The organism is Lederbergia citri, from assembly GCF_018343625.1.
Classification (GTDB): Bacteria; Bacillota; Bacilli; order Bacillales; family Bacillaceae_C; genus Lederbergia; species Lederbergia citri.
On the sequence record NZ_JAGYPG010000004.1, the window covers coordinates 57,991 to 81,120 of the forward strand.

The 23,130-nt window shown below is 39.4% G+C and carries 15 protein-coding genes, 2 pseudogenes and 1 riboswitch; of the genes and pseudogenes, 15 read left to right on the plus strand and 2 right to left on the minus strand.

Translation table 11 applies throughout. The annotated features are described in order from the left end of the window. Window positions 1-435 precede the first annotated feature (435 nt). From KHA97_RS19890 to KHA97_RS19910, 5 genes are all read left to right on the plus strand, one after another. Window positions 436-1,011: a dihydrofolate reductase family protein gene (locus KHA97_RS19890; protein ID WP_213126549.1), complete on the plus strand. Its 576-nt coding sequence runs from the start codon at window positions 436-438 to the stop codon at window positions 1,009-1,011. 1,413 nt (window positions 1,012-2,424) lie between these two features. Further along, window positions 2,425-4,233, plus strand: coding sequence for a family 16 glycosylhydrolase (locus tag KHA97_RS19895; RefSeq protein ID WP_213126550.1), 1,809 nt, complete (start codon window positions 2,425-2,427; stop codon window positions 4,231-4,233). Between the two features lie 250 nt (window positions 4,234-4,483). Beyond that, a complete protein-coding gene (locus KHA97_RS19900; RefSeq protein WP_213126551.1) occupies window positions 4,484-6,661 on the plus strand; it encodes a DUF4832 domain-containing protein in 2,178 nt (725 codons plus the stop codon). Window positions 6,662-6,845: 184 nt separating this feature from the next. After that, window positions 6,846-6,995 (plus strand): hypothetical protein, encoded by a 150-nt coding sequence (locus tag KHA97_RS19905; protein ID WP_213126552.1) that lies wholly within the window; start codon window positions 6,846-6,848, stop codon window positions 6,993-6,995. Beyond that, complete coding sequence (locus tag KHA97_RS19910; protein WP_213126553.1) at window positions 6,995-7,159, plus strand: substrate-binding domain-containing protein; 165 nt, start codon at window positions 6,995-6,997, stop codon at window positions 7,157-7,159. The genes KHA97_RS19905 and KHA97_RS19910 overlap by 1 nt, the downstream gene beginning before the upstream one ends. Window positions 7,160-7,809: 650 nt before the next feature. On the opposite strand, the gene KHA97_RS19915 is transcribed toward KHA97_RS19910, so the two are convergent. Beyond that, window positions 7,810-7,962, minus strand: coding sequence for a hypothetical protein (locus KHA97_RS19915; protein ID WP_213126554.1), 153 nt, complete (start codon window positions 7,960-7,962; stop codon window positions 7,810-7,812). Window positions 7,963-8,317: 355 nt separating this feature from the next. Between KHA97_RS19915 and KHA97_RS19920 the strand changes: the two genes are divergently transcribed. The 10 genes and pseudogenes from KHA97_RS19920 to KHA97_RS19965 all read left to right on the plus strand — a co-directional run bounded on the left by KHA97_RS19920 (window position 8,318) and on the right by KHA97_RS19965 (window position 22,595). Further along, the gene (locus KHA97_RS19920; protein ID WP_213126555.1) at window positions 8,318-10,747 is read left to right on the plus strand and encodes a hypothetical protein; all 2,430 of its coding nucleotides are present in this window, start codon (window positions 8,318-8,320) and stop codon (window positions 10,745-10,747) included. Window positions 10,748-10,964: 217 nt separating this feature from the next. Then, a pseudogene (locus tag KHA97_RS19925) lies at window positions 10,965-11,054 on the plus strand (IS200/IS605 family transposase); the annotation flags it as partial. A gap of 624 nt (window positions 11,055-11,678) precedes the next feature. Further along, window positions 11,679-12,749, plus strand: a complete 1,071-nt coding sequence (locus KHA97_RS19930; protein WP_213126556.1) for a hypothetical protein — start codon at window positions 11,679-11,681, stop codon at window positions 12,747-12,749. Window positions 12,750-13,076: 327 nt separating this feature from the next. After that, window positions 13,077-14,644, plus strand: a pseudogene (locus KHA97_RS24670) (IS3 family transposase). Window positions 14,645-14,813: 169 nt separating this feature from the next. Continuing rightward, window positions 14,814-15,311: a YehS family protein gene (locus tag KHA97_RS19940; protein WP_213126557.1), complete on the plus strand. Its 498-nt coding sequence runs from the start codon at window positions 14,814-14,816 to the stop codon at window positions 15,309-15,311. Between the two features lie 19 nt (window positions 15,312-15,330). Continuing rightward, a complete protein-coding gene (locus KHA97_RS19945) occupies window positions 15,331-16,038 on the plus strand; it encodes a M48 family metallopeptidase (RefSeq protein ID WP_213126558.1) in 708 nt (235 codons plus the stop codon). A gap of 471 nt (window positions 16,039-16,509) precedes the next feature. Then, on the plus strand, window positions 16,510-17,493 hold the full coding sequence (locus KHA97_RS19950; RefSeq protein WP_213126867.1) for a tRNA dihydrouridine synthase: 984 nt from the start codon (window positions 16,510-16,512) through the stop codon (window positions 17,491-17,493). A 644-nt stretch (window positions 17,494-18,137) separates the two neighbouring features. Beyond that, the gene (locus KHA97_RS19955; protein WP_213126559.1) at window positions 18,138-20,177 is read left to right on the plus strand and encodes a DUF4179 domain-containing protein; all 2,040 of its coding nucleotides are present in this window, start codon (window positions 18,138-18,140) and stop codon (window positions 20,175-20,177) included. Window positions 20,178-20,461: 284 nt separating this feature from the next. Next, a riboswitch (purine riboswitch) is annotated at window positions 20,462-20,563 on the plus strand. Window positions 20,564-20,706: 143 nt separating this feature from the next. After that, entirely contained in the window at window positions 20,707-21,291 is a 585-nt protein-coding gene (locus KHA97_RS19960; protein ID WP_213126560.1) for a xanthine phosphoribosyltransferase, read from the plus strand. Continuing rightward, window positions 21,291-22,595, plus strand: a complete 1,305-nt coding sequence (locus KHA97_RS19965) for a nucleobase:cation symporter-2 family protein (RefSeq protein WP_213126561.1) — start codon at window positions 21,291-21,293, stop codon at window positions 22,593-22,595. Before KHA97_RS19960 ends, KHA97_RS19965 begins: the two co-directional genes overlap by 1 nt. A 110-nt stretch (window positions 22,596-22,705) precedes the next feature. Here KHA97_RS19965 and KHA97_RS19970 read toward each other — a convergent pair whose 3' ends face one another. Further along, entirely contained in the window at window positions 22,706-22,924 is a 219-nt protein-coding gene (locus KHA97_RS19970) for a hypothetical protein (protein WP_213126562.1), read from the minus strand. Window positions 22,925-23,130 lie beyond the last annotated feature (206 nt).

Sequence of the window (23,130 nt, forward strand, 5' to 3'; positions counted from 1 at the left end):
GCACAAGGTTGAAGACCACTGATGAAGGATTGAGAGGTACGAGTATGAGCAGATTAATTGATAACAGCATAAAAATCGAGTATGGCGACGCTCTCAAATTCTTTACTAGAACTCAGCTAGGTAAATACGAGTATTTCCCAAGCACTTACCAGACTCTTACCTTCGACTAAAAACCAAGAATGGCGAATAGCAGTTCTTTCTTGATATTTACCATGACAATCAGCCATTTTTTACTGCCCTGCGCCGCGTGAAGCAGTATATTGATTATTCGGAAGAAGCCGACTGGTCTGTAAATAATTTAGACTTTCCTACCATATTTGCAGTCTGCAACTCGGCGAGCCTAAAAAAACGATAGAGAACGAGCTCCAGATAATGTATAATCACAACAAAGCTCTCCGGAAAAGTTATAGAGGGTATAGGAAAGGATTGATCTCTATGGGAAAAGTAATGGCTGGAATGACCATGTCTTTGGACGGCTTTATTAATGACCGTAACGGAAGCGCAAGAAAACTGAGTCCAGATTTTGAAGAACTCCTTGAGGCTCCTTCTTTCAAGGAAATGACTAAAAACACCGGTGCTGTTATTATGGGCAGAGGTGTGTATGAGATGGCAGACCCATTTTTGTGGGCTAACGATGATTATGAATTCCAAGTTCCCATTTTTGTCTTGACACATACACCTCCAGAAAAGTATCCAAAGGGAAATGACAAACTTAGCTTTACCTTTGTAACTAATGGCGTTGAGAGTGCCATTTCTCAGGCTAAGAAAGCAGCTGGTGATAAGATTGTTCAGGTAATAGGTGGCGCAAGCACCATTCAACAGTGCCTTAATTCAGGGCTATGCGATGAATTACAGATAGATATTATGCCTGTTCTCCTTGGAAATGGACTAAGCCTATTTCAAAATATAGACACAGATAAGCTAAAGCTTGAAAGAACTAATTTAGAAGAAACTACCCCTATTAGAACAAGTATTATATTTAGGGTTACGAAGACGAGCCCTGGGGAATAGTTGAGCGCCCGGGAGTGCTCAAGAAAGCAGCCTAATCTTCGGTTTACCAGTTTTTGTCGCGTCTGAGCCCTGGCCTGTTTCTTTAGTATATTAGACAAAGACTAGTCTGAAACATACTAAAACACTATAATTTATGTGTTGCTTAGATAGTTTTAAAACAAGTCCCATTAAACATTTCCGATTCTGACCCTGATTTCGTGAAAATAAACATTTTCGATTTCGGGTTTTTTTTATGTGAACTCTTGTCTTTTTCGGTATTTTCTAAGCTCCCCATCCTCTCATTCTAGGAAAACTTAATTTTAAATCCTGAAATTTTTAGCCGATTCTATTAGGCTTTTTGGATAGAATGATAAGATACACTGAATAGGCGGATTGAAACAAAGTAAATGTGCTATCCTGTTCACACTTTTTCCACTTTTTTCTTTACTCTTCTCTGTTCCAAAATTGTTACACTTCCCTTCTTTTCTTCGGACTCTTTTCTTTGTTATGGGAAAGAACTTAGTTACAATGGCACAATATTCGATACAAACCAAAAGGAAAATTACTAGGGGACTAGTACTTTCGATGCAATTTAGTGAACTAAGGAGGACTTAGAGTCCTTTTACAGAATAGTATTAATATTTAGGTAAAGATGGATAAAATAAAAATAATGAGTGAGATAATTAATGATGATAATCAATTTGATGAATGAGGAAGACTCGAACGTGAATTAATAGAATTCCAAATAATTTTCATTATATAAAAAATATATGCTTCAAACAGAGTACGTCCTTGATAAATGGGGCTGAATCAGGGAAATATTCAATGAAACTTGCAAAAATGGATATAAGCTAGTATAGAGGACTACCTCCTAAATTAGTTGAAATTGAATTGAGCAAAAGAACCTAATTTAGAGAGACAGTTTGAAGGGGTCATGCAGCGGATGCTAGAAAACTTAAAATGACTAAAGAGTTCAACGCAATCAAGCATCCATGGAAAGATTTTTGAAAAAATATGTTTCATAACTACTTCTTTGAGACCATATCACGTGATAACAGTTGTACGATTTTTTTGTCAGTTCAAAGGAACCCTGGCGAAATGTAAAAGTACATCACGAGGTTAACCAAGTCCTTGTTACAGTGCGGTAGGGTGAATTTCTAGTGGAATTTGACGGATTAGTGCCGATTCGCATGTAAAGAAGGAAGGTGATCTTTTAGATGCAGCGTATATCTTTTCGCTTCGAGCTACTCTCATAACATCGCCAATTGCAGGTAGGTGTCCCTTTCGGGGGTGCCCTCAGTAATTACAGTCGATGGGAAGGACTATGGCAATTTTTAATGATACCCGCCTTGCAGGTCTTTATCTTCCGGAAAGGAAACGAGATGCGGTTTCATGTCTTATCCAAAAAAATATATGGTAAAGGGGAGTAAATATATGTCAAGGAAAAGAAGGTATAGTTTTTATATCGCGTTGGTACTTTTATTTAGCCTAATCGCAACGCTTGGTATGCTGCCTTCCGCGCAGGCAGCTCCAGACGAGGACACTGTATTCTGCGAGGTCAGGCCAATCGTAACACCTGTGGCGGGTCATTTTCCAACAAGTCTGTACAAATACCCATACAAGTCCAATTCCACAACGAATAATGGTTTCGACCAGACGCTCACTTGGAGCCCGGAGATAGAAAAAACCTTTTTGACCAATACCGAATACACGGTGACACTCAGACTGTCTCCGAACAACCGGTGGTCGAATGTTTTCCCAGGGAAGAGTAACAGCTTTAGCATCAATAACGTTGAAATCAAACAAATTGCTGGGCTTCCCACCGAGGGAGTAAAGTCAAGTAGCTATGAATACGACAACGCCGACATGCTAATCCACATCACGTTTGAAGCGACAGGTTCTGAGGAAGTGGCCCCAGACTACCTGTTCTACGACGATTTTACGGGCGAGCGCAATGCCAATGGTCTCACCACCAACTGGGTGAAGGGCCCGGATCAGAAACGTCAAGCAATGTCCTGGTGGAAAGACGACATGTCGTGGATTGACGAGGAAAACGGACAACTTGTGCTCGCCTTCAAGAGGGATACATCCCTCGCGTCAGATCGCGACTCGGAATATGTAAAAGAGAACTTTATTAGGTCGGGCGCCGTGCGCACCCGCTCCAAAGACTACTCTGAGATTCCCTTTGAAAATGCTTACGGTTATTACGAGGCCAGCATCAAATTCCCGAAAGTCAACGCCATGTGGGGCGCGTTCTGGTTGATGGGCCCGACGAATAACGCAAACCCTGACGGCAGCATATACGGAACCGAAATAGACATCGTGGAGACCTCCTCCAGCGTTTTTGATAATGGTTTCAACTCTGCCTTACACTCTGGCGGATACGGTAGTCAGCACAAGGAAGTCTTTATGGGCAATGACGAAACCTCAACAGGCATCAACATTTACGACGGCGAATTCCATACCTTCGGGCTGGAGTGGTCGCCCACAGATTACATACTCTATGTGGACGACATTGAGGTCGCCAGCCACCGAAATCTGGACTCTCACTATTTTGATGAGGAAAATCCGGATAATAATTGGGATGGCCTGACTAAGCAGAACGAAGGCATAAACCAGAACCCGAATTATATCAAGTTGTCAGTCGAGGCCAGTGACTGGTCCGGCATGGGCATATATTATGACGGCCCTGAAGGACCTTTAGGTTTGACTGCTGACTACGGCGAGATGTACGTCGATTATGTGTACGTGTTGAACGGACCGAAGCCAACTTTCAAGATAGACAAAAGCGTATTGCAGTCGGCGTTCGACGAGTACGAGGATCTGAAACAAGAAGACTATACGGACGAGAGCTGGAATTCGTTTAAGAGCGCTCTAGATAAGGCGAAGGTCGTTTTAGAAGATCCTGGTGCCACACAGGATGAAGTCGATACGGCGGAACTTGATCTTAGAGACGCTGTAAGACACCTAGTAAAGAGGATAGTCGTGACGGGCGTTTCCCCTGGCAACGGTCAAACCGATATTAACTTTGGGATAAGGTCGGCAAACGGAAAGGGCTATTCGGTGTATATTTCTAAAACGGGTACGGATGGTTCATTTAAGTTGGCAGAGGTTAATTTCAACAGTAAGGGCGCGCATGTCAAGGGCCTAACCAACGGGGAAACATATTACGCATATATTGTTTACTCGGGCAACGGCATTGTTGAAAAAAGTAATAACATAATGCTAAAACCAAGCAAGTAGAGCCCAACTCAAACATATTGGCGCGCTTGGTTATAAAGATTTCAGCTTAGCGAAACAAACGGAACTTTGAAGAATAAATTTCACACAAGTACATGAACTCTGACATTTTAGCTTGAATCACAAAGGAGACAAGCTAAAATGTTCTCGAACTGAAATGTTAAATTCTACAAGAAAGCCGCTTGAAATAGAGATGAACCAGTTTTTTTAACAGAGTTTCTATTAACTATATTTTTATTTGGGGAGGTATGTTATGAAAAAAGTATTCGGAAGGCTTGCGATCCTGTTAATCGTTTGCCTGGTGTTGGCAAGCACGTTGGATGTCACAGGGGCGGAGTTCAGCTCGGTTAAGGCTCAGGGAAACGACATAGTATGGAATGGTGCGGATGATAGAGAAGTAGCATCAGTTGTTGATGCCGTTCAAAACGATACACGCAAAAATACCTCTGGCCCTAAAATAACATCCAATGCCCACAATGCGGAATTTCCCGGTATCTACTTTATCTGGGATTCCAAACAATCGGACAATGGCCACTTAAAGGTTCATGCTTCGGTATTCGATAAGTTTGATAGTTTCATACTGACCACGAAGACATCCAATTCATACTGGGATTTCGAAATCGCAATCCAGCCTGGCCAGGAAATGACCGAAGATGATTGCTTTGTGTTCTTTATCCCAAAGGTGAAGGAAGGCAAAAACATCAACATGGTATTTATTAGTGAGTTCAAACAAAAATCGCTTGTGTTACAGGAGCTTAACTATACGGAGAATCCTGTTGATATTCCGAATCCGGACAGGGGCTTTTACAGACCCCAAGAATATGTAATTCCGGTCAACGGTGGAACTCCAAGTTTTCCTAGCTTAAAGGCCACTATTACAGGTACTACGGTCAATGTCGATGCTCGCATCGTTTATATGGAATTTGACCTGAGAAACTTTTCGTCGAATGCACCCCTTAATAGAAGACCCATAGGACCCTGGAGTAAAGCTGGTGCTCTCCCGCCAGATTATGGAACAACTCAACCTTTGACACCTGCTGCGCTTGATTATGTAAGGGCAGCGCTTCAAAAAGTAAGAGATAGCGAAGCTGTTGCCATTGTGAAATTTAATTATGACGGACAGGGCTATACTTATATTGATAGTGGAATTTATGACCAGGTTATTCATGATTGCGAACCAGGGGCGCCACAAGGTCGGGTTTGGTATGAAACAGGAATTCGTGAGGAATCTGATTTGGTTGATATCCCTGGTCATGAGGACAAAAACTGGGTCCAATATCATCTTTGGCAGCTTGGAAATGTATTCAGCGAATTCGAAGATTGCATAATGGCTGTTAAAGGGGGTATCTTTGGTCCATGGGGCGAAATGCACTCTTCATCATATGCTAGCACTCGTGAGGGTTACCACTGGCTTCTGAATGCGTTGCTGAACTATGTTCCCGATTCGCGTTCAATTTTAGTACATGCTGGCGGTGTGATGGCTTGGCATAACGTTGAGTATGGTACCGATTATAGCTTTACTAATTTAATGCCGGCCCCGGCACGCGGAACACCGGCGCAACGTTTCGGTATGTTCAACGATAGTTATGCGCATGGTGGGGAAGATGGCGAGTATGATGACTGGGGCTCGCTTTCCGAAGGATATTCATTAATTGGAACTGGAGATTATGACGATTATGATCGTAACGCTGTTTTAACCTGGATAAGAAATCAAAATAACTTCTATGGCGGTGAAACAAATGAGCTCGATGAAGATGATGAAGGTTATGAAGATAATATCTATCCAAGACTTCCGAGCGCTCTTTATGAAGCTGCTTACACCCAAACAACTCATTTGAATACGAGTTGGTCCAAAGATACTTATAAACTTTGGGATAATTTTGTTTATAATGAAGCAAATGTTACCTCACCATTTACGTCTCCACACGATGGAGTGACTCGAACGGCAATCTTTGACCCAGTGTATGACGGCAGAAAAGGAATGGAATATATGCGTGACAGATTGGGCTACCGGTTGGTATTGCGTGAGGCTAATGCAAGTAAATGGGTAGTGCGGAATGGTACCCTGAGGTTCGAAGGGAAGATCCAAAACGTCGGCTTTGGTAATATAGTAAACAAGAAAAATGTTTCAGTCATTCTGAAAGCCAAAGATGGTTCTGGAACTTACACGGCACTTACGAACCTTGACGCAAGGGATTGGTGGCCTGATTTGGACAGCAGGGCAAGCAATACCGCTGCATACCGTGATTTGAACTTCTCAATTAAGATGAGCGAATTTGGTTCTGTGCCTGCTGGTGACTATGATATTTACTTGAAGATCAATGATCCTAAAGAAACTAGCACTAACAGGCGTAGTATACAGTTTGCGAATCACGATATTTGGAATACTTCCCTTGGTGCAAACTTAATTGGTTCTACGACAGTCAAGTAGACAATACACTTATTCGCGAACCCGGTTGGGTTCGCGAACAAGTCTTGCAATTTTTTTGGCCTAAAGCCCTCAAAACTGCTATTTTTATAAGATGTAAAAATCATATATGAAGCAACTAGGAAAAAAATATTAGAAGTGGCCCGAGCATTAGAATATCGGCCACTATCAAAAGGGCACAAAAAGATTGGTTTATTGGTGGTGTCGGAATATCGGAGACATCACTAGAGAAAAACGTTTCAGAGGATATAGCGATGCACACCTTAATGCAGGAATAGAAATCAATCCTAACTACATTATCAATGCGGAATGGCAGCTTGAAATTGCTATAAGTTAATGAGCCGGTTTATTGATGAACAAAAGGATGACTTGCCGACAGCAAGGTTTATTGCCAGTGACGTCATGGCGATTTCGGCGATGCGGGCTGCCGTCGAAAAGGGGCTGAAAATTCCAGAGGGTCTTGCATTTTTCGGCTTTGATAATATTGAAATCTCAAAATAAACCGTGCCGCCACTATCCACCATCCACCATCCACCATCCATATCCCTAAAATTGAAATTGGAGAGATGGCAGCTAATTTGTTATTGGATAATATGGAAGAAAGATAAGTAGTGCCAATGAGAAATGTTCTTCCGTATGAATTGTGTATTCGTAAATAAACTTAGAAAAAGGAAAGACAAACATGGCCAAAATCACATTTGTTGAAACGGGGGAGAGATATCTATTTTTTTCTTTTGGAAGATTTGAAAGAGCTTACAATCATGATAACACATTTAGGGTCATTCCCCCGGCACACTAAAGCTTTCAACAAAAATGGCAGATTTTTTTCCGGATGAAAATTTCAACCTGATTTTATCAACATCGAATTTACAGAAGAAGAATACGAAAAAGTCCTCTTAGAAGCCTACGGTAATAGTTGCCCTTCCATCATAGAATACTTACGCTATATGTTTTTTTCACGCAGTCAATAGAACTAAACCTCCATGGTATTACTACCGCTAGCCCACTCAATTTCCGGACTTGATTCAACGATGTCCGTAGCATCCTAATATTTTGTACGATAAAATATCCAAAATATTCTGTTTGGTTTCTTCGGTGATGACATGTGCAGGTTTACGACCACGATTACCGTACACAAAGAAAGCTTTACTTTATTTCTTGTAGCCTTGGATCATACGGTTTACATGCTTTTTCGTACATCCAAGGATGAAAGCAGCACTGTCCTGTTTACCGTCTGTTTCAACTAGTTTTTTTAAAATTGTGTACTTTTGATTTTCATCCATAGTTAAGTTAACCTTTCTCATTTTGTCACCTTACAATTATCTTGAGGTTTTTTTATACATTATGAATATTAGGCTTTAATCGGAGGTGAAGTTAAGTTAACGAATCCAATTTATATCTATTAAATAGAAGTAACGAGATATTAAGAGATTTGAAGTTACCAAGAAAGGAGGTGGTGAAAACTGTTTTGCCCTTTTAGTGTAAAAGAGAAGTTAGAACACTCAAGCTACTAAAGTAATGTAGAAAACAGAAAATAACAACTCTGAAAAAAAGAGGCTGAAAACAGAGAACCACAACTCTAGAATAAATGAGGCTGAAAACGGAGGATCACATCTCCAGAATAATGTGTTATTTGTATTTTGAAGGAGGCCAAATAAAATGCAACATTACAAGATAAGTACCAGTTCGATGGCTGTTATGAAAAGGTTTTCAAAAAAAGCCCTGTCCGTTATCATTCCGGTGCTGATGACCCTAACCCTGTTGCCTTTTTCTGCATTTGCGGATTCAGGTGCACAAACAACGATTGGTGGCAAAACAGTTGAGGAACTACAGACGCATATTAATAATCTTTATTCAGATGAAACAACCGGCACAACCGGGCGTCTACATAGGATGCAGGCCTTTATTCAGGAACTTGCTCTACATGCGAAGCTTAAAAACCCGGACTTTAAAATTATTCCGCAGGACGGAATCGATCTGGCTTTTAAAGATGGCGTTTCTACCAACGGAGTTGACGAGGGTATCCTTGCTTTAGTTGATGGTTGGGGAATTGAAGGGATGGTAGGAAACGGTCCCTTAACTACTCCAACTACAACCCAACAAAAATATATTGCGGTAAAGCAAGCCGGCATATATGTGTCCGATACTACTGTGGTTAATACCCAAGAGCAGCTTGACAATTATTATGCCAGAGCCAAAGCGTGGGACATTATTCCGTATCCGCGTATTGGCGGGGTATTAGCTCAGAGTTTATTCCCCGGATGGCGCTGGGCTGTCAATGGGGATTACTTTTGGGTCGAAAATCCGACCACTATAGGCCTGAGCAGCAGAATAGACGGAACCAGAAATGTCAATAATCTGACTGACGCGAAAAACTACCTGTACAATATCAACAGCCGACCTTATGATGCTTGGGACACATGGGACGATGAAGAAGCAGCAGTTGTTGCAGAAGGCGGAGACGGTGATAGGGCTAGAATATATGATTCATACGGCAGTGGCTTACTGGTTCCTTCCGTAGGAGGCCAGTATAAACCGGTTGCTGGAGAAGACGGGAAACCCGCTGATATTGATGGCGTGAAGGCGCTATATGGGGACGAATGGGACTGGTGGTGGAGAGAAGCAGGTCTTAACGTCAATGACGGTAGAAAGACTTGGCTTGAAGAGCTCAGGAACTCAGACTATGATGTTATTTATATTGATTCGTTTTACAATCATAGGGCTTTTCCGGAAAACCAAACCCCTCTTACAAAAGAAGAGATCGATAGCCTTAAGGTTAAGCCCGACGGTGGCAAGCGGCAGGTCATCGCGTATTTGAGCATCGGCTCGGCGGAGCAGAATCGTTGGTACTGCCAGGATGAGTGGACAATGGAAGATCCTAATAATCCGAATACACCTAGGAGTATGAAAGCCGGCACAACAACCGGAAGCGGAACCTCAAGAGTATATACTCCTGCCGAAGAAGGCGTTCCGACGTGGCTGGCTTTCGGTTATGGCGGAAACTACACTGAAGAGGCCATAGTGCAATGGTGGGATCCGGCGTGGAGAGACATTATTATCAACGGCGGCGGCCAATACAAACATAAGACTACCGGAGACAACACGTCTTCCATTGACAGGATCATAAACCAGGGATTTGACGGAGTGTATTTGGACAATGTAGGTGTCTATAACAACAGCAGATGGCCATCATGGGAAACCTACTGGACTAATAATGGAGGTATTCCCGGTGGATCCGTTTTATCCAAATTCACATTCACTTATAATGTTGCCGATGTCATTGATGGCTCCGTTCCAAACACGGAAAACACCGTTTGGAGTGCAGACACAAGGGTCTTGCCAAACCACACCAACACGATACCAGTTCCAAAGTTGAACCTACCTACTGGCATGATGGCAAATTGGGTCGTTACTGCCTCGAAGGATCCCGCCTACAAGGTGGGCGACGTAATAGTGAACCCATCCTCAATTATAGCTTGGAAGGACATCACCTTCAAACTGAGGTTAGTAAACATTGAAGGAGTTTCATTGTCAACTAAAGCAATCGTTCGACATGATGGCGGAACATTGAATGTGACTGTAAAAACAAATAATGCGGTTGACTTAACAGCTGTATCAGCTGAATTAGTGGATTCAAACGGAAATTCACTGAACCCAGCTATTTCCGCAAGTGGTGAGATCGTGAGCGATTCAGCAATATTGGGTCTTGAACTTCCATTTCATCTGCCGGTAGGAACTTATACAGTTAAAGTTACACTGGGTAATAACGAATTAAAGGATATGTCTCAAACATTCAAAGTAAACCTGAAACCTATGAGTTTTGCTTTGATTCCTAAGAACCAAAATGTAAATATCGGAGACATGGTTATTTTCTCCGCAAAAGCTGCATATGGCGACGAAAACTACACGTATCAGTGGCAGCAGCTCGTTAAGGGCGCTTGGACGGATATTGCAAACACTAACAGTGGCGATTACACCGTAAAGGCAGCCCTTTCACTGGATAACACAACTTATCGATGCGTCATAAAAGACACCTCAGGAAATTACTTAACTTCTAAGGAAGTTACATTGAAAGTAAAGAAAAAATAGCAAATTTGTGAAAAGCTAACGAAAAAATCTGGTCCGAAATTGACTTCGAATCAGATTTTTTTACAATTATTAGCTTTAGCCTGTTGAGCACGCTTTTTGTGCGAAACAATGAACCACCCGCTATGCGGGAGCGCGTCAGAAGTTATACAAAAAAATCACCTTTCCGTTAAAATAGAGTTATTCAAGCTACTAATTAACAAAAGGAAAGGTGATTTTAATGGAAAATAAAGAAAACTGTTTAGCACATACAAAATGGATGTGTAAATATCATATGATATTCACTCCAAAGTATAGACGAAGCCTCATATGCCCAAACAGTTTATAATCACTTGTGGAAATGTTAAAAACAGCCATAAATTTTTTTGTTCTTAAATCTATTTTTTAATTGTTAAGATAACATAGGTTGCAATCTAAGTTTATTAACTATATTAACTATATTAACTATATTAACTTGGGGAGCATACCGTGACTTCACAATTAAGATGAGCGAATTTGGTTCTGTGCCTGCTGGTGACTATGATATTTACTTGAAGATCAATGATCCTAAAGAAACTAGCACTAACAGGCGTAGTATACAGTTTGCGAATCACGATATTTGGAATTCTTCCCTTGGTGCAAACTTAATTGGTTCGACGACAATCAAGTAGACAATAGGCCTGTTCGAGAAACCGGTTGGGTTTTCGAACAGGTTTTGTAGTTTTTATAAGGAAGTTGTTCAGAAATTATTAAAAAACCCGCTTATTTCGAATTTAAATTATGGTTTCATTTTTTTGTTTTTATACCGGATAAATAAGTTTCTTTGAGAAAATTTTAGTCGACACCATTAATTTACAAATATTTCAGAAAATGCACAGTAAAATAGTCCTTGTGATATTATATGTGGCCTGTTATTAAAGTCACATAAATGCAATCATCAGGGGAGAGTGGCTAAATGTTAGAAAAGTTACGTAAGTCCAAAAAGAAGGTTTTTACAGTTTTAGCCTCCACAGTTTTAGGCTTTTCATTAGTCGCGGGTGTAACGGTATTTGCAGAATCAAATAAGAACGCAGACGCAACTTTTTCAGTCACTTTTAACGGTATTGCCGTTAACGATTCGAATGCACACAAGGAAAATGATACTTACTACTTGTCAGTTCCATTTTTTGCGGATTTTTATAATGCTTCAATTAACTGGGATCAAGCCAAAAAAATACTTACTCTAAATGGAAAAAAGGTAACCGATAAGTATGGTTCAATCCATATATATAAAGGCGTGTTAACAGCACCAGCAAAAGCCCTCCAAGAGACACTTGGAATTGATGAAGTTGTTCACTCAGCGATGGGGGTTGATACACCTTCTACTAACAAAAAGAATAAAAATGAGACACTCAATATCACCATCCTGCCTAATGGGGTCGAACAATTAACTCCGATGGTACCCGGTATGGGAGAACACTGGTTCAACCTTAATGCAGCTCCAGACGGAGGTATGCCTCCCAATGGCCCTATCTTTGGAACGATCAATGGAAAGCTTGTTTTTATAGAGGCAATGATAGAACAATCTGCATTTGTAGATGGCAAGTCATGGCTAATACAAGGAATGCAAGGTCTGCCAGCCCCTCCTATTGATCATACGGATATACAATTTGAACGACACGGACATGCAGGCATGGAAATGCCTCATTTTGATATCCATATGTATTTTATTTCTCATGATGATCACAACTTGGCTGGACCTCCAGCAATTATGGGAGAACCAATGATTCATGGTGGAATGGTTAATATTGCATACTTTATCGGAGGTGTTATAGCAGGTACTAATGAAGGGGAAGGCCATGGTGTTATAACAGTGGATGGCGTAAAACAAGATGATCTACTTACGGATCAAATCGGTTCGTGGAGTAAAGAGCTTAAACCTGGGAATCATACCATCATACTTGAGCTTGTAGATATTGCAGGTAAACCTTATCCTGGAGCCGTACAGGAAATGACTGTAACAGTACCAGATACTTCGCATCATTAAAAATATAAATTTAGAGGCGGCCGGCAGGCAGGAATAAGCTAAAGCCGGCTTTTCTATTATCAGATCATCCGGATAAAATGCTGCAATAACATTTAATTTAGGACTCTATTACCCCTTGCCATGTCTGTCTTTTCTCGACTTTTTCTTTCTGTCATTTTAGGAAAACTTTATTTTAACGGCAACAGTGTAATGCGGGGATGGAGCGGGGGAAATCGGAGGAGCTTTTATGAATGTACAAAAATAGGCAACTAACCCATTGATATGCTCCCAATAAGGTAGACAGATGAAATAATAAAAAATCTGTTTACTAAATTGGGGGCTTTTTCTTTGGCAAAAAGTATTTATAGTGCACAAGAAAAGTATGAGTTAATTATGGCGTTTGAGGACAGACAAACCTCTGTAAAAGATTTTTGTCGGGAACACAATATATCTAAACTAACCTTAAATAAATGGGTCTACCTATATCAAACATATGGAATGGATGGGCTCCAAGGTTCAACTGGATGGAAACGGTACACCAAGGAGCTAAAGACAGCTGCCGTTCTTGATTATCTTTCCGGATCCTATTCATTGATTGATGTTATTCGGAAATATGAAATATCAAGTCACTCAGTGTTGGAAAAGTGGATAAAGAATTATAATGGTCATAGAGAATTTAAAGACACGCAAAGGATGAGCAGCTCTATGATCAAAGGTCGGTCCACTACACTTGAAGAACGTTTGGAAATTGTAATGTATTGTCTTCAAAACGGAAAAAATTATCACCAAGCATCAGAGCTTTTCAAAGTCTCTTATCAACAGGTGTATCAATGGGTAAAAAAGTACGAGAAAGACGGAGAAGACGGTCTTAAAGATAAGCGTGGCCAGCATAAGGCGGAACCAGAGTTAACTCCCGAAGAGAAGATTCAGCGTGAAATGAAACGCTTGGAACGGGAAAATGAGCGTCTTCGGGCAGAAAATGCATTCTTAAAAAAGTTGGAGGACATCGAAAGGAGGCGGCTAAAGAGGCGGCATTAAGCCAGGTTCGCTTAACTGATAAATATGTGGCTATTCAGGAATTACATGAGAATGAGAATTTCTCAATTTCGCTATTATGCAAGATTGCTAGAATTGCACGTTCTGCATACTATAAGTGGCTTCAACGCACCCCTTCCGAGAATGAGAAGTGGAATGAAGAAATTTTAGCGGAGATAAAACGCCTAAATGAGAAGGTGGACGGCATATACGGATATCGCCGCATAACGCTTAACCTAAATCGTATCTTATCCAAGACAATTAACCATAAGCGTGTGTATCGGCTGATGAGGACGGCTGGAATCCAGTCGGTTATTCGACGCAAACGCAAGAATTATAAACCAAGCACACCGCAACATGTGGCAGAGAATATATTGAACAGGGATTTCCACACGGAGAAACCAAATGAAAAATGGCTGACTGATATAACCGAAATGAAGTATGGAGCCTCCAAGAAAGCTTATTTGAGTGCGATTTTAGATTTGTACGATGGATCGATTGTAAGCTATGTATTAGGCACATCCAACAATAATCCGTTGGTGTTTAAAACCCTGGATATAGCATTGGAAGCCAATCCAGGAGCTAGCCCCCTCTTCCACAGTGATCGAGGATTTCAATACACGTCCCCTGCATTCAAAAGGAAAATTGGGAGAGCAGAAATGACGCAAAGTATGTCGCGAGTGGGAAGGTGCATCGATAATGGGCCAATGGAGGGATTTTGGGGAACATTGAAATGTGAAAAGTATTATCTAAACAAGTACGATACATTTGAAGAGTTGAAAAAAGACATTGATGAATACATACAATTTTATAATCAACAACGATTACAAAAAAGACTAGACGGCCTTAGCCCCTTAGAATACAGGTCTAAAGCCGCCTAGTGTCGTTTTTTTATTTCCACTGTCTACTTGACAGGGGGCAGTTCACATTGGGAGTTGCCTATTTACTTTTTTGATATCTGATTTACTTTGAGATAGTATTAGATTAATCAATTGGGCAGTACCTTTGTTGGGACAGGGGATTGACACTATTTTTTGATGGAGGTCTATTATGGATAATAACGATATATTAATTCGATTGAGATATGCGCTAGAAATTAAAAATAAAGAAATGGCAGAGATCTTTAAACTTGGGGGAGTGGATGTAACAGTTGCAGACGTAATAAAGATTCTCACAAAATCAGACGATTATGATGCGGAAAGTGACGAGCAAAAAAAATGTAATAACAGTATGTTAGATTCATTCTTAAATGGTTTTATTATTTATAAAAGAGGAAAACAAAAGCCTAAACCTGGAGAGTCTGATACGCCAGATCCGTCTATAAAGAAAAGTGCAAATGTTAATAATCTCCTATTAAAGAAGGTAAAAATTGCATTAGCATTAACGACTGAGGATATGCTGGAAATATTCAAAAATGCAGGAATCACGGTTACAAAAGGGGAGCTGGGCGCTTTATTGAGAAAAGAAGGCCATAAGAATTATAAAGAATGCGGAGATAAATATGCCAGGAATTTCTTAAAAGGATTGGCGATCAAATACAGGGGATAGCCTTAATACAGGTGATGACATGATACATACCTATTTAGGTAAGACAATACGTTTTGAAATCAAGTACAAAAATCGTACCTCTATAGGAATAACAATAGATAGTTATGGAAATGTTGAGGTTCAAGCTCCGAAAGGGACGTCTGATGATAGAGTGCTTCAATTACTAGAAGAAAAATGGGATCTTATACAGCAAAAATTAAAAGAAATGCAGGATAGGCTACTGGGACCGCAGAAAAAGGTCTATGAGTATGGTGAGAGTTTTCTTTATTTAGGAAACAATTATCCCATTCAGATCTTCCAAGATATAAATATAACGCAAGAACATGTAGTGTTTGAAGCTGGTAAGCTCTATATTTATGTAAAGCAGGCTGATTCTGAAAAAATAAAACAAGCTTTGAAACGATTTTACTACAAGCAGTGTAAGGCACTAGTGGAAAAGAGCATTTCCTCCTATCAAAACAACTTCAAAACAAAACCACGTTCTATTCGTATCACAGATAATAAAACGACTTGGGGAACCTGCGATTCAAAGCTACAGTTAACATTTAATTGGCGACTAGCAATGGCACCACTTGAGGTCATTGACTATGTAGTCGTTCATGAAATGTGTCATATGGTTCATCTAAATCACGACCGATCCTTCTGGCGCCTTGTTGGAAAAATAATGCCTGATTATAAGGAAAAGGAAAACTGGCTAACTTTATCAAGCTGGAAGATGACTATTTAGTAGTGCTGAAAACCAGTTACGAAGTTTAATTTTACAAAAAAGATACCTTTTTTATTATAACAAAAGTGTATGTGTTAACACATGTTGTGCTGGTGTGTTATATCTTTTTCAGACATGTGGAAGTCGTGAACTATTTGGAATTGAAGATGTCTAATTAAAAAATAATGCTCTTGCTAGTTAAAATAAACATTTGCCAGTTCGACCTTGATTTCGTGAAAAAATACTTTTGCGATTTCAGGGTCTTTTTCCTGTTAACCTTATGTCAATCCAGTGTTCTTTCAGTCTTTTTTAGCTATACTTTATTTTAACTCGAGTAGTGGAATGCTGGTTAATGGGGTAAACATTTCCGATTAGTTTGATAAAAAGTGATTAAGCGTGGTATAAGTGTAAAAGAAGCAGGGACATCTTGCTTTTTAATTTTGGGATAAGGGTTGGCCTAGTATCCCATAATGAGAGGATATGAATTTGGATATGATAGATAATTTTTGGCGTGATTTACCACGACCTTTTTTTATACTGGCACCAATGGAAGAAGTGACGGATGTTGTTTTCCGCCATGTAGTGAGTGAAGCAGCCAGACCTGATGTGTTTTTTACAGAGTTTACAAACACTGAGAGTTATTGTCACCCACAAGGGATTCAGAGTGTGCGTGGGCGTTTGACTTTTACAGAGGATGAACAACCAATTGTAGCCCATATATGGGGGGATAAGCCTGAATACTTTCGGCAAATGAGTATTGGTATGGCGAAACTAGGCTTTCGGGGGATAGATATCAATATGGGCTGTCCTGTACCTAATGTGGCACAGCACGGGAAGGGAAGCGGCCTTATCCGTCGTCCAGAAGTTGCGGCAGATTTAATACAAGCAGCAAAAGCAGGAGGATTACCCGTAAGTGTAAAGACAAGGCTTGGTTACACAGATGTAGACGAATGGCAGGATTGGTTGACACACATATTGAAACAAGACATTGTCAATCTATCCATTCATCTGCGTACAAGGAAGGAAATGAGCAAAGTAGATGCTCATTGGGAGCTGATCCCGGATATTAAGAAACTTCGTGACCAGGTGGCACCAGACACACTTTTGACGATCAATGGAGATATTCCTGACCGTCAAACTGGCTTGAAGCTCGCCCGCCAATATGGTGTTGATGGGGTTATGATTGGGCGTGGTATTTTCAATAATCCATTTGCCTTTGAAAAGCACCCAAGAGATCATAGCAGTGAGGAATTGCTTGATCTCTTAAGATTGCATCTGAATCTCCATGATAAATACTCAAACTTAGAGCTGCGTCCGTTCAAGGCTCTTCATCGTTTTTTTAAGATATATGTCAAAGGATTTCGTGGGGCGAGTCAATTAAGAAATCAATTAATGAGCACAGAGTCAACAGATGAAGTGCGTGCGATGCTCGATAATTTTGAGTCAAAGAATCTTGATGAAATGGGGGAACAGTAGAAGGTCCTCATTCAAGGTAAAAGCGAAGTAAGATGGTAAACCCCCAAACAGTGCAACAATTGGCTGGACTGAGTCCGGTTCAATACCGACTTCACACCAGTCGATTAACCGCTTTGCGGTTTTAGCACATTTTGTTGAGCCAATCTAAATTGGAACCTGCTATTGAAAACCATTTCGATGTACCAACAACGAAATGGTTTTTTTACTATTCGATCTTCGTACTTAAATCAGTCCTTAACTTACTCATTCTATGCTTGAGTATTGCAAAATTTCTGTAGTAATTTCATCGAAGTTTAAAAGGTTAAGATGTTCTTGTTTAAGTTAACTGTTATTTATTTTAATTTGGAATCTAATATATTTAACAGATGAGCAAAGCTATAATAGGATTAAACAATTTGAAAATAGAGTAGGAAAAAAACAATACAATTAAGTAGATTGCTGTAACATCTACGGAGTTAATTGTACTAAAGAATAACCATTTACAACCATTATAGGGTGGTAAGTTCGACAATTAGAGACAGGTGCTCCGTACTAATAAAGTTTTGATTTAACCATGCTCCCACGTCATTTTTCGAAATGATGATTAGAATGATAGAGTATTAAAAATAGCTACAAAGAGAATATCAAAAGGGGGGCATATATAAATGATCCCAGCAAAAATAGATCCCATGTCAATCACTACAATAACAGAAACAGACGTGGAATCTATCGTTGAATGGTTTGAACAGCATAAACGATCGTTCTATCTACTTGGTTGTTCTTTTTTTAGGAACCAGCAGCTAATGGAAGAACTTTTTTACCGGTCCATTTTAAAAGTGCATAAGGAATTGCCTCGATTTAAAAAAGAAACATCTTTCGAAATGTGGGTAACGTCTATTTTTCTACATATTTGCCGGGAACTTTATGATGATAAAAGTTTACAAGTTTCTGAGGTAGAAGAACCACGTCAGGATTTATTTAAGGCACTTGATCAGTTGGAAGAGGATGAAAAAGATGCAGTGGTCCTTACATATGTAATAGGAATCTCTCGGGAGGAAGCGGCACATCTTCTCCAAGTTTCAGTGGAAGAGATGAACGACCTTTTGTTTTCCGGAATCCAATCAATTAGAAAAGAAATGGGTTACGGGTCATCCTTTAATGGCTGTAAGGAGTATCATAAGAATTACATCGATTACCTAGAAAGAACTCTTGAACGATCGAAAAAGATTGATTTCGAGGTGCATATTTATCATTGCCAAGACTGTCAGGAGGATTTAGGCTCCTTTCAGGATGTCATATTAAATCTTACTGAAAGGGTGGAGGATTTCCATGTGCCATCTGGTTTCATGGAGAATGTTAAAGATAGGCTAGCTGTAAAGGAAAAGCATGAAAAACAGAAGAACAAGAAACGTCAAAGAATAGGGCTTATTTGTACGAGTGTTTTAGCATTATTAATAGGTATAGAAGTTTTTACACAGTCTTTTACGAACCACTACTATAAATGGACAGAAGAAGATCAGCAATTGCGTGCCTTTCTACAACATGGCTTAGGTGAAAGGCTGAATCTAGAAGCGGAAAGCAATGGCATAAAAGTTAGGATTAAGAGTGTGATTGCTGATGATATACAGACGCTTGTTTTTTATGAAATAGAAGATACAGTTAAAGAGAGTCAATATTTGATTGATTACTATGAGGGTGTCTCTGTGGAGAACGAATATGAAATCATGAGTCATACAACATATCCAAGGTACTATCCTCCTGATCTTAATTCGGATCAAAATAATAAAGAAAAGAATGTGTACCTTGGAAAGATAAGTCTGCGACCACTTTTAAATGATAAAGATTCAATCAAACTTACAATTACAAAGCTACAGAAATTGATTCGTGATTACTCTGAAGAAAACATGGAATATGAAACAGGGGAATGGAATTTTGAGATCCCAGTAACAAAACAGCCCTCTATAGAATATACGTTGGATAAAAAAACAGAAGTCGAGGGATTTCCAGTTCGATTTGATAAGCTAACAATTGCTCCAACAACGACAGTTCTGCATTATGCTTTTATTTATGAACTGCCAGGAAAGAGGATACAGACTCTTAGTTTTGACAATCTAAAAGTAGACGATAAAATAGTGAAAGCTGATGTATTTGGAACCCCTTTTATAGATCACAAAGATACTTGGATTTCTGGTCAAACACACTTTGACCCACTTTTTGGAGACAAGCCAAAAGAGGTCAACGTTCAGTTCAAATCTATTGATTTAATTTATGAAGACCAAAAATCCATCGAGCTGAATGCTTCTCAAACATATCCTCAAACCTTTGAGTATGCAGGCAGTACAATCTCTATCGACAAAGTGGAAGTTGGACAGCCTACCAAAGTTGTCATAAGCAATCATGAAATTGAAAATCGAGCATATGAGTGGATTCAATTCTATGTTATAAATGAGGACGAGAATGAAGTTAATTTAATGGGAATGGATTCAGAAGGAGTGCTTGTTGATAAAAATTGGATTGTATACGATATGAATAAAAAACCTTTCGTATTTGAAGAAATCGAGCAGCCCCGTTATTTCTTTACAGTTCAAAGTATGGAGTTGGAAAATAACAACACTGAAGAGAAAGTGATTCCTAAAAGACTGGAGATTTATGAATATAGTACAACAAAATATATGGATGATATTGTGAAGATTTCGTTGAAATAAAATTTCGTCTATATGCTTTCTCAAAAATTCTTCGTTTTAATAGCTAAGAGTAGCATAAGAATAAAAACTACCAAGCAGTTACATACACTCTAGTCATGCGGGATTTTATAACGTTAAAACAATAACCAAGATATATAAAAATTTTAAATTTCAACCAATTTTACGACAAAAAGTTATTTATAAAGGCAATATCTCTAACGTAGAGAGGTTAAATATCATCCTTTTCTTATTACATAAAAGTAATGATTGAAAATCCGAAAAGAAGTGCTATAATAACAATATTCTACAATTCTATACTATTCACTCATATAATCGCAGGGATAGGGCCTGCAAGTTTCTACCGATTTGCCGTAAACGAATCGACTATGGGTGGCAAATGATTGGAAAAAATAAGGTTATGTTGAAGACCTTGTTTTTTTCCTATTCTTTAAGACTCAAACTCGAAGACTTTGCTACCCTGCATTTATAAAGGGCATTGTCTGCGAGTTTTTTTGTATTTTAAATTAGTTAGGTGAAAGGGGACAACATTGTGAAGGTATTACACGAGAAAATTGTTTCAGAAGGGAAAGTCCTGTCAGATACCGTGTTAAAAGTCGATTCATTCTTAAATCATCAAATAGATCCGAATTTAATGAAGGAAATTGGTGAGGAATTCGCCGACCGCTTTCAGGAAGCTGGTATCACAAAAATTATTACAATCGAGTCGTCCGGTATCGCTCCAGCAACGATGGCAGGCCTTTTGATGAACGTCCCTGTTGTATTTGCGCGAAAAAGGAAGTCATTAACGTTATCAGAAAATCTTTATACTGCTAAAGTCCACTCTTTTACAAAAAAGGAAACAAACGAAATTTCAATTTCCGGTGATTTTATTCAACAAGATGACGTTGTGTTGATTATTGATGACTTTTTGGCAAATGGACAAGCCGTTTTGGGCTTATTGGATATGATTGAGCAGGCAGGAGCAAGACTTGCGGGAGTTGGAATTGTCATTGAAAAAGGTTTCCAATCAGGTGGTCAATTGATCCGTGATCGCGGAATTCGGGTTGAATCACTTGCCAATATTGCCTCCTTGCAAAATGGAAAAGTCGAATTTATGGAGGAGAGTTATATCTAATGAAAAATGCACTGAAGTCCACCACATTGGGAATCCAGCATCTTTTGGCTATGTACGCGGGTGCTATTCTCGTGCCATTAATTATCGGAAAATCGTTGGGATTTGATCATAAACAATTAACATATCTGGTGTCGATTGATATTTTGATGTGTGGAGTTGCAACACTATTACAAATCATGAGTAACCGAATTGTCGGAATAGGCCTCCCAGTTGTGCTTGGCTGTACATTTACTGCGGTAGGTCCGATTATGAAAATTGGTGAGGAATTTGGTATATCTGCTATTTATGGTTCTATCATTGCCTCTGGGTTGATCATCATGTTGATTGCTGGTTTTTTTGGCAAATTGATCAAATTTTTTCCACCCGTTGTAACGGGTTCCGTTGTGACCATTATTGGTATTACGCTCATTCCAGTAGCGATCAATAATATGGGCGGTGGCCAAGATGCGGCAGACTTTGGGTCATTGTCGAATATCATATTAGCTTTTGGAACCTTAATAACGATTATCTTAATCTTCCGTTTTTCCACAGGCTTTATTCGGGCCATCTCCATATTACTCGGTCTTGGTGTTGGAACAATTGCTGCCAGTATTATGGGTAAGGTTGATTTAATGCCAGTTCAGGATGCGGCCGTTGCACAAATGGTAAGACCCTTTTATTTTGGATATCCGACATTTGAATGGTCTGCCATCCTTACGATGACAATAGTTGGGATGGTATCTTTGGTAGAGTCTACGGGTGTTTATTTTGCCCTAAGTGATATTTGCGATAAGAAGTTGAAGAAAGAAGACTTGGCAAAAGGCTATCGTGCAGAAGGGCTAGCCTCCGTCATTGGCGGTCTCTTCAATGCCTTCCCATATACAACATTTTCGCAAAATGTGGGTCTGATTCAAATGTCAGGTGTTAGGTCTCGAAAAGTGATTTTGATTACGGGTTCCATGCTAATCGCACTTGGATTCCTGCCTAAAATAGCCGCAATCACAACCATTATTCCAACATCTGTCTTAGGGGGAGCCATGATGGCGATGTTTGGTATGGTGGTATCTCAAGGGATTAAAATGCTAAGTAAAACTATTTCCGATTCCCAAGAAAACTCGATGATTATTGCTTGTTCGGTCGGCCTAGGTCTAGGTGTTACGGTTGCGCCTAACTTATTTTCAGCACTTCCATCAGGACTGCAAATATTGACAAGTAATGGTATTGTTGCAGGTAGTATAACAGCCATTGCGCTTAATATTATCTTTAATATGTTGCCAAACAGAAAAAGACAGGAAACCGTTGTTGTATCGAAGCAAAGTGCTTAAAAGATAAAAACATGAGTCCTATTTAGCTTGCGGGTATTACGCAAGCTGAATAGGATTTTTTTGTTCCATGAGTGGTAGAAAATTATAGGGAAGAGATAAACAAATGTTACTTACCTTTTTTTCTTTTTTGAATTATCTACAATAAGTGTATTTTTTTTCACCTTTTCAAAAATAACTTGAACATGAAATTTTTTTTCAGCAATACTATCAACACTTGAAACTTTACCTTTACGACCTTTAATAATTATATCCTCACCGACGGATGGAACACGTTTAAGCAGCTGATTTAATACAATATTTTTGTCTTCTAAAAAATAAACAACAAACATTTTTGCCTCACCTCTTTCATATGGTAGGTGTTACATAAAAGCACATATTGTATCCTTCTAATAAAATATATGATTACAGTTAGATTTAGACCAAAAGATTAGTATAAACTTATGAAAAATGAAGAATGTTTTATACTTGGAATTTGATTGTGTAGGTTAATCATCAGGAAGGAATTTCGACTTTATCATAATCTATTATTTTTATA

Coding starts and splice junctions, on each gene's coding strand:
- KHA97_RS19965 (WP_213126561.1), top strand. CDS start 21,291: ATGAAAAATGCACTGAAGTCCACCACATTGGGAATCCAGCATCTTTTG.
- KHA97_RS19950 (WP_213126867.1), top strand. CDS start 16,510: ATGATAGATAATTTTTGGCGTGATTTACCACGACCTTTTTTTATACTG.
- KHA97_RS19890 (WP_213126549.1), top strand. CDS start 436: ATGGGAAAAGTAATGGCTGGAATGACCATGTCTTTGGACGGCTTTATT.
- KHA97_RS19900 (WP_213126551.1), top strand. CDS start 4,484: ATGAAAAAAGTATTCGGAAGGCTTGCGATCCTGTTAATCGTTTGCCTG.
- KHA97_RS19955 (WP_213126559.1), top strand. CDS start 18,138: ATGATCCCAGCAAAAATAGATCCCATGTCAATCACTACAATAACAGAA.
- KHA97_RS19945 (WP_213126558.1), top strand. CDS start 15,331: ATGATACATACCTATTTAGGTAAGACAATACGTTTTGAAATCAAGTAC.
- KHA97_RS19910 (WP_213126553.1), top strand. CDS start 6,995: ATGAGCCGGTTTATTGATGAACAAAAGGATGACTTGCCGACAGCAAGG.
- KHA97_RS19920 (WP_213126555.1), top strand. CDS start 8,318: ATGCAACATTACAAGATAAGTACCAGTTCGATGGCTGTTATGAAAAGG.
- KHA97_RS19970 (WP_213126562.1), bottom strand. CDS start 22,924: ATGTTTGTTGTTTATTTTTTAGAAGACAAAAATATTGTATTAAATCAG.
- KHA97_RS19930 (WP_213126556.1), top strand. CDS start 11,679: ATGTTAGAAAAGTTACGTAAGTCCAAAAAGAAGGTTTTTACAGTTTTA.
- KHA97_RS19915 (WP_213126554.1), bottom strand. CDS start 7,962: ATGAGAAAGGTTAACTTAACTATGGATGAAAATCAAAAGTACACAATT.
- KHA97_RS19940 (WP_213126557.1), top strand. CDS start 14,814: ATGGATAATAACGATATATTAATTCGATTGAGATATGCGCTAGAAATT.
- KHA97_RS19895 (WP_213126550.1), top strand. CDS start 2,425: ATGTCAAGGAAAAGAAGGTATAGTTTTTATATCGCGTTGGTACTTTTA.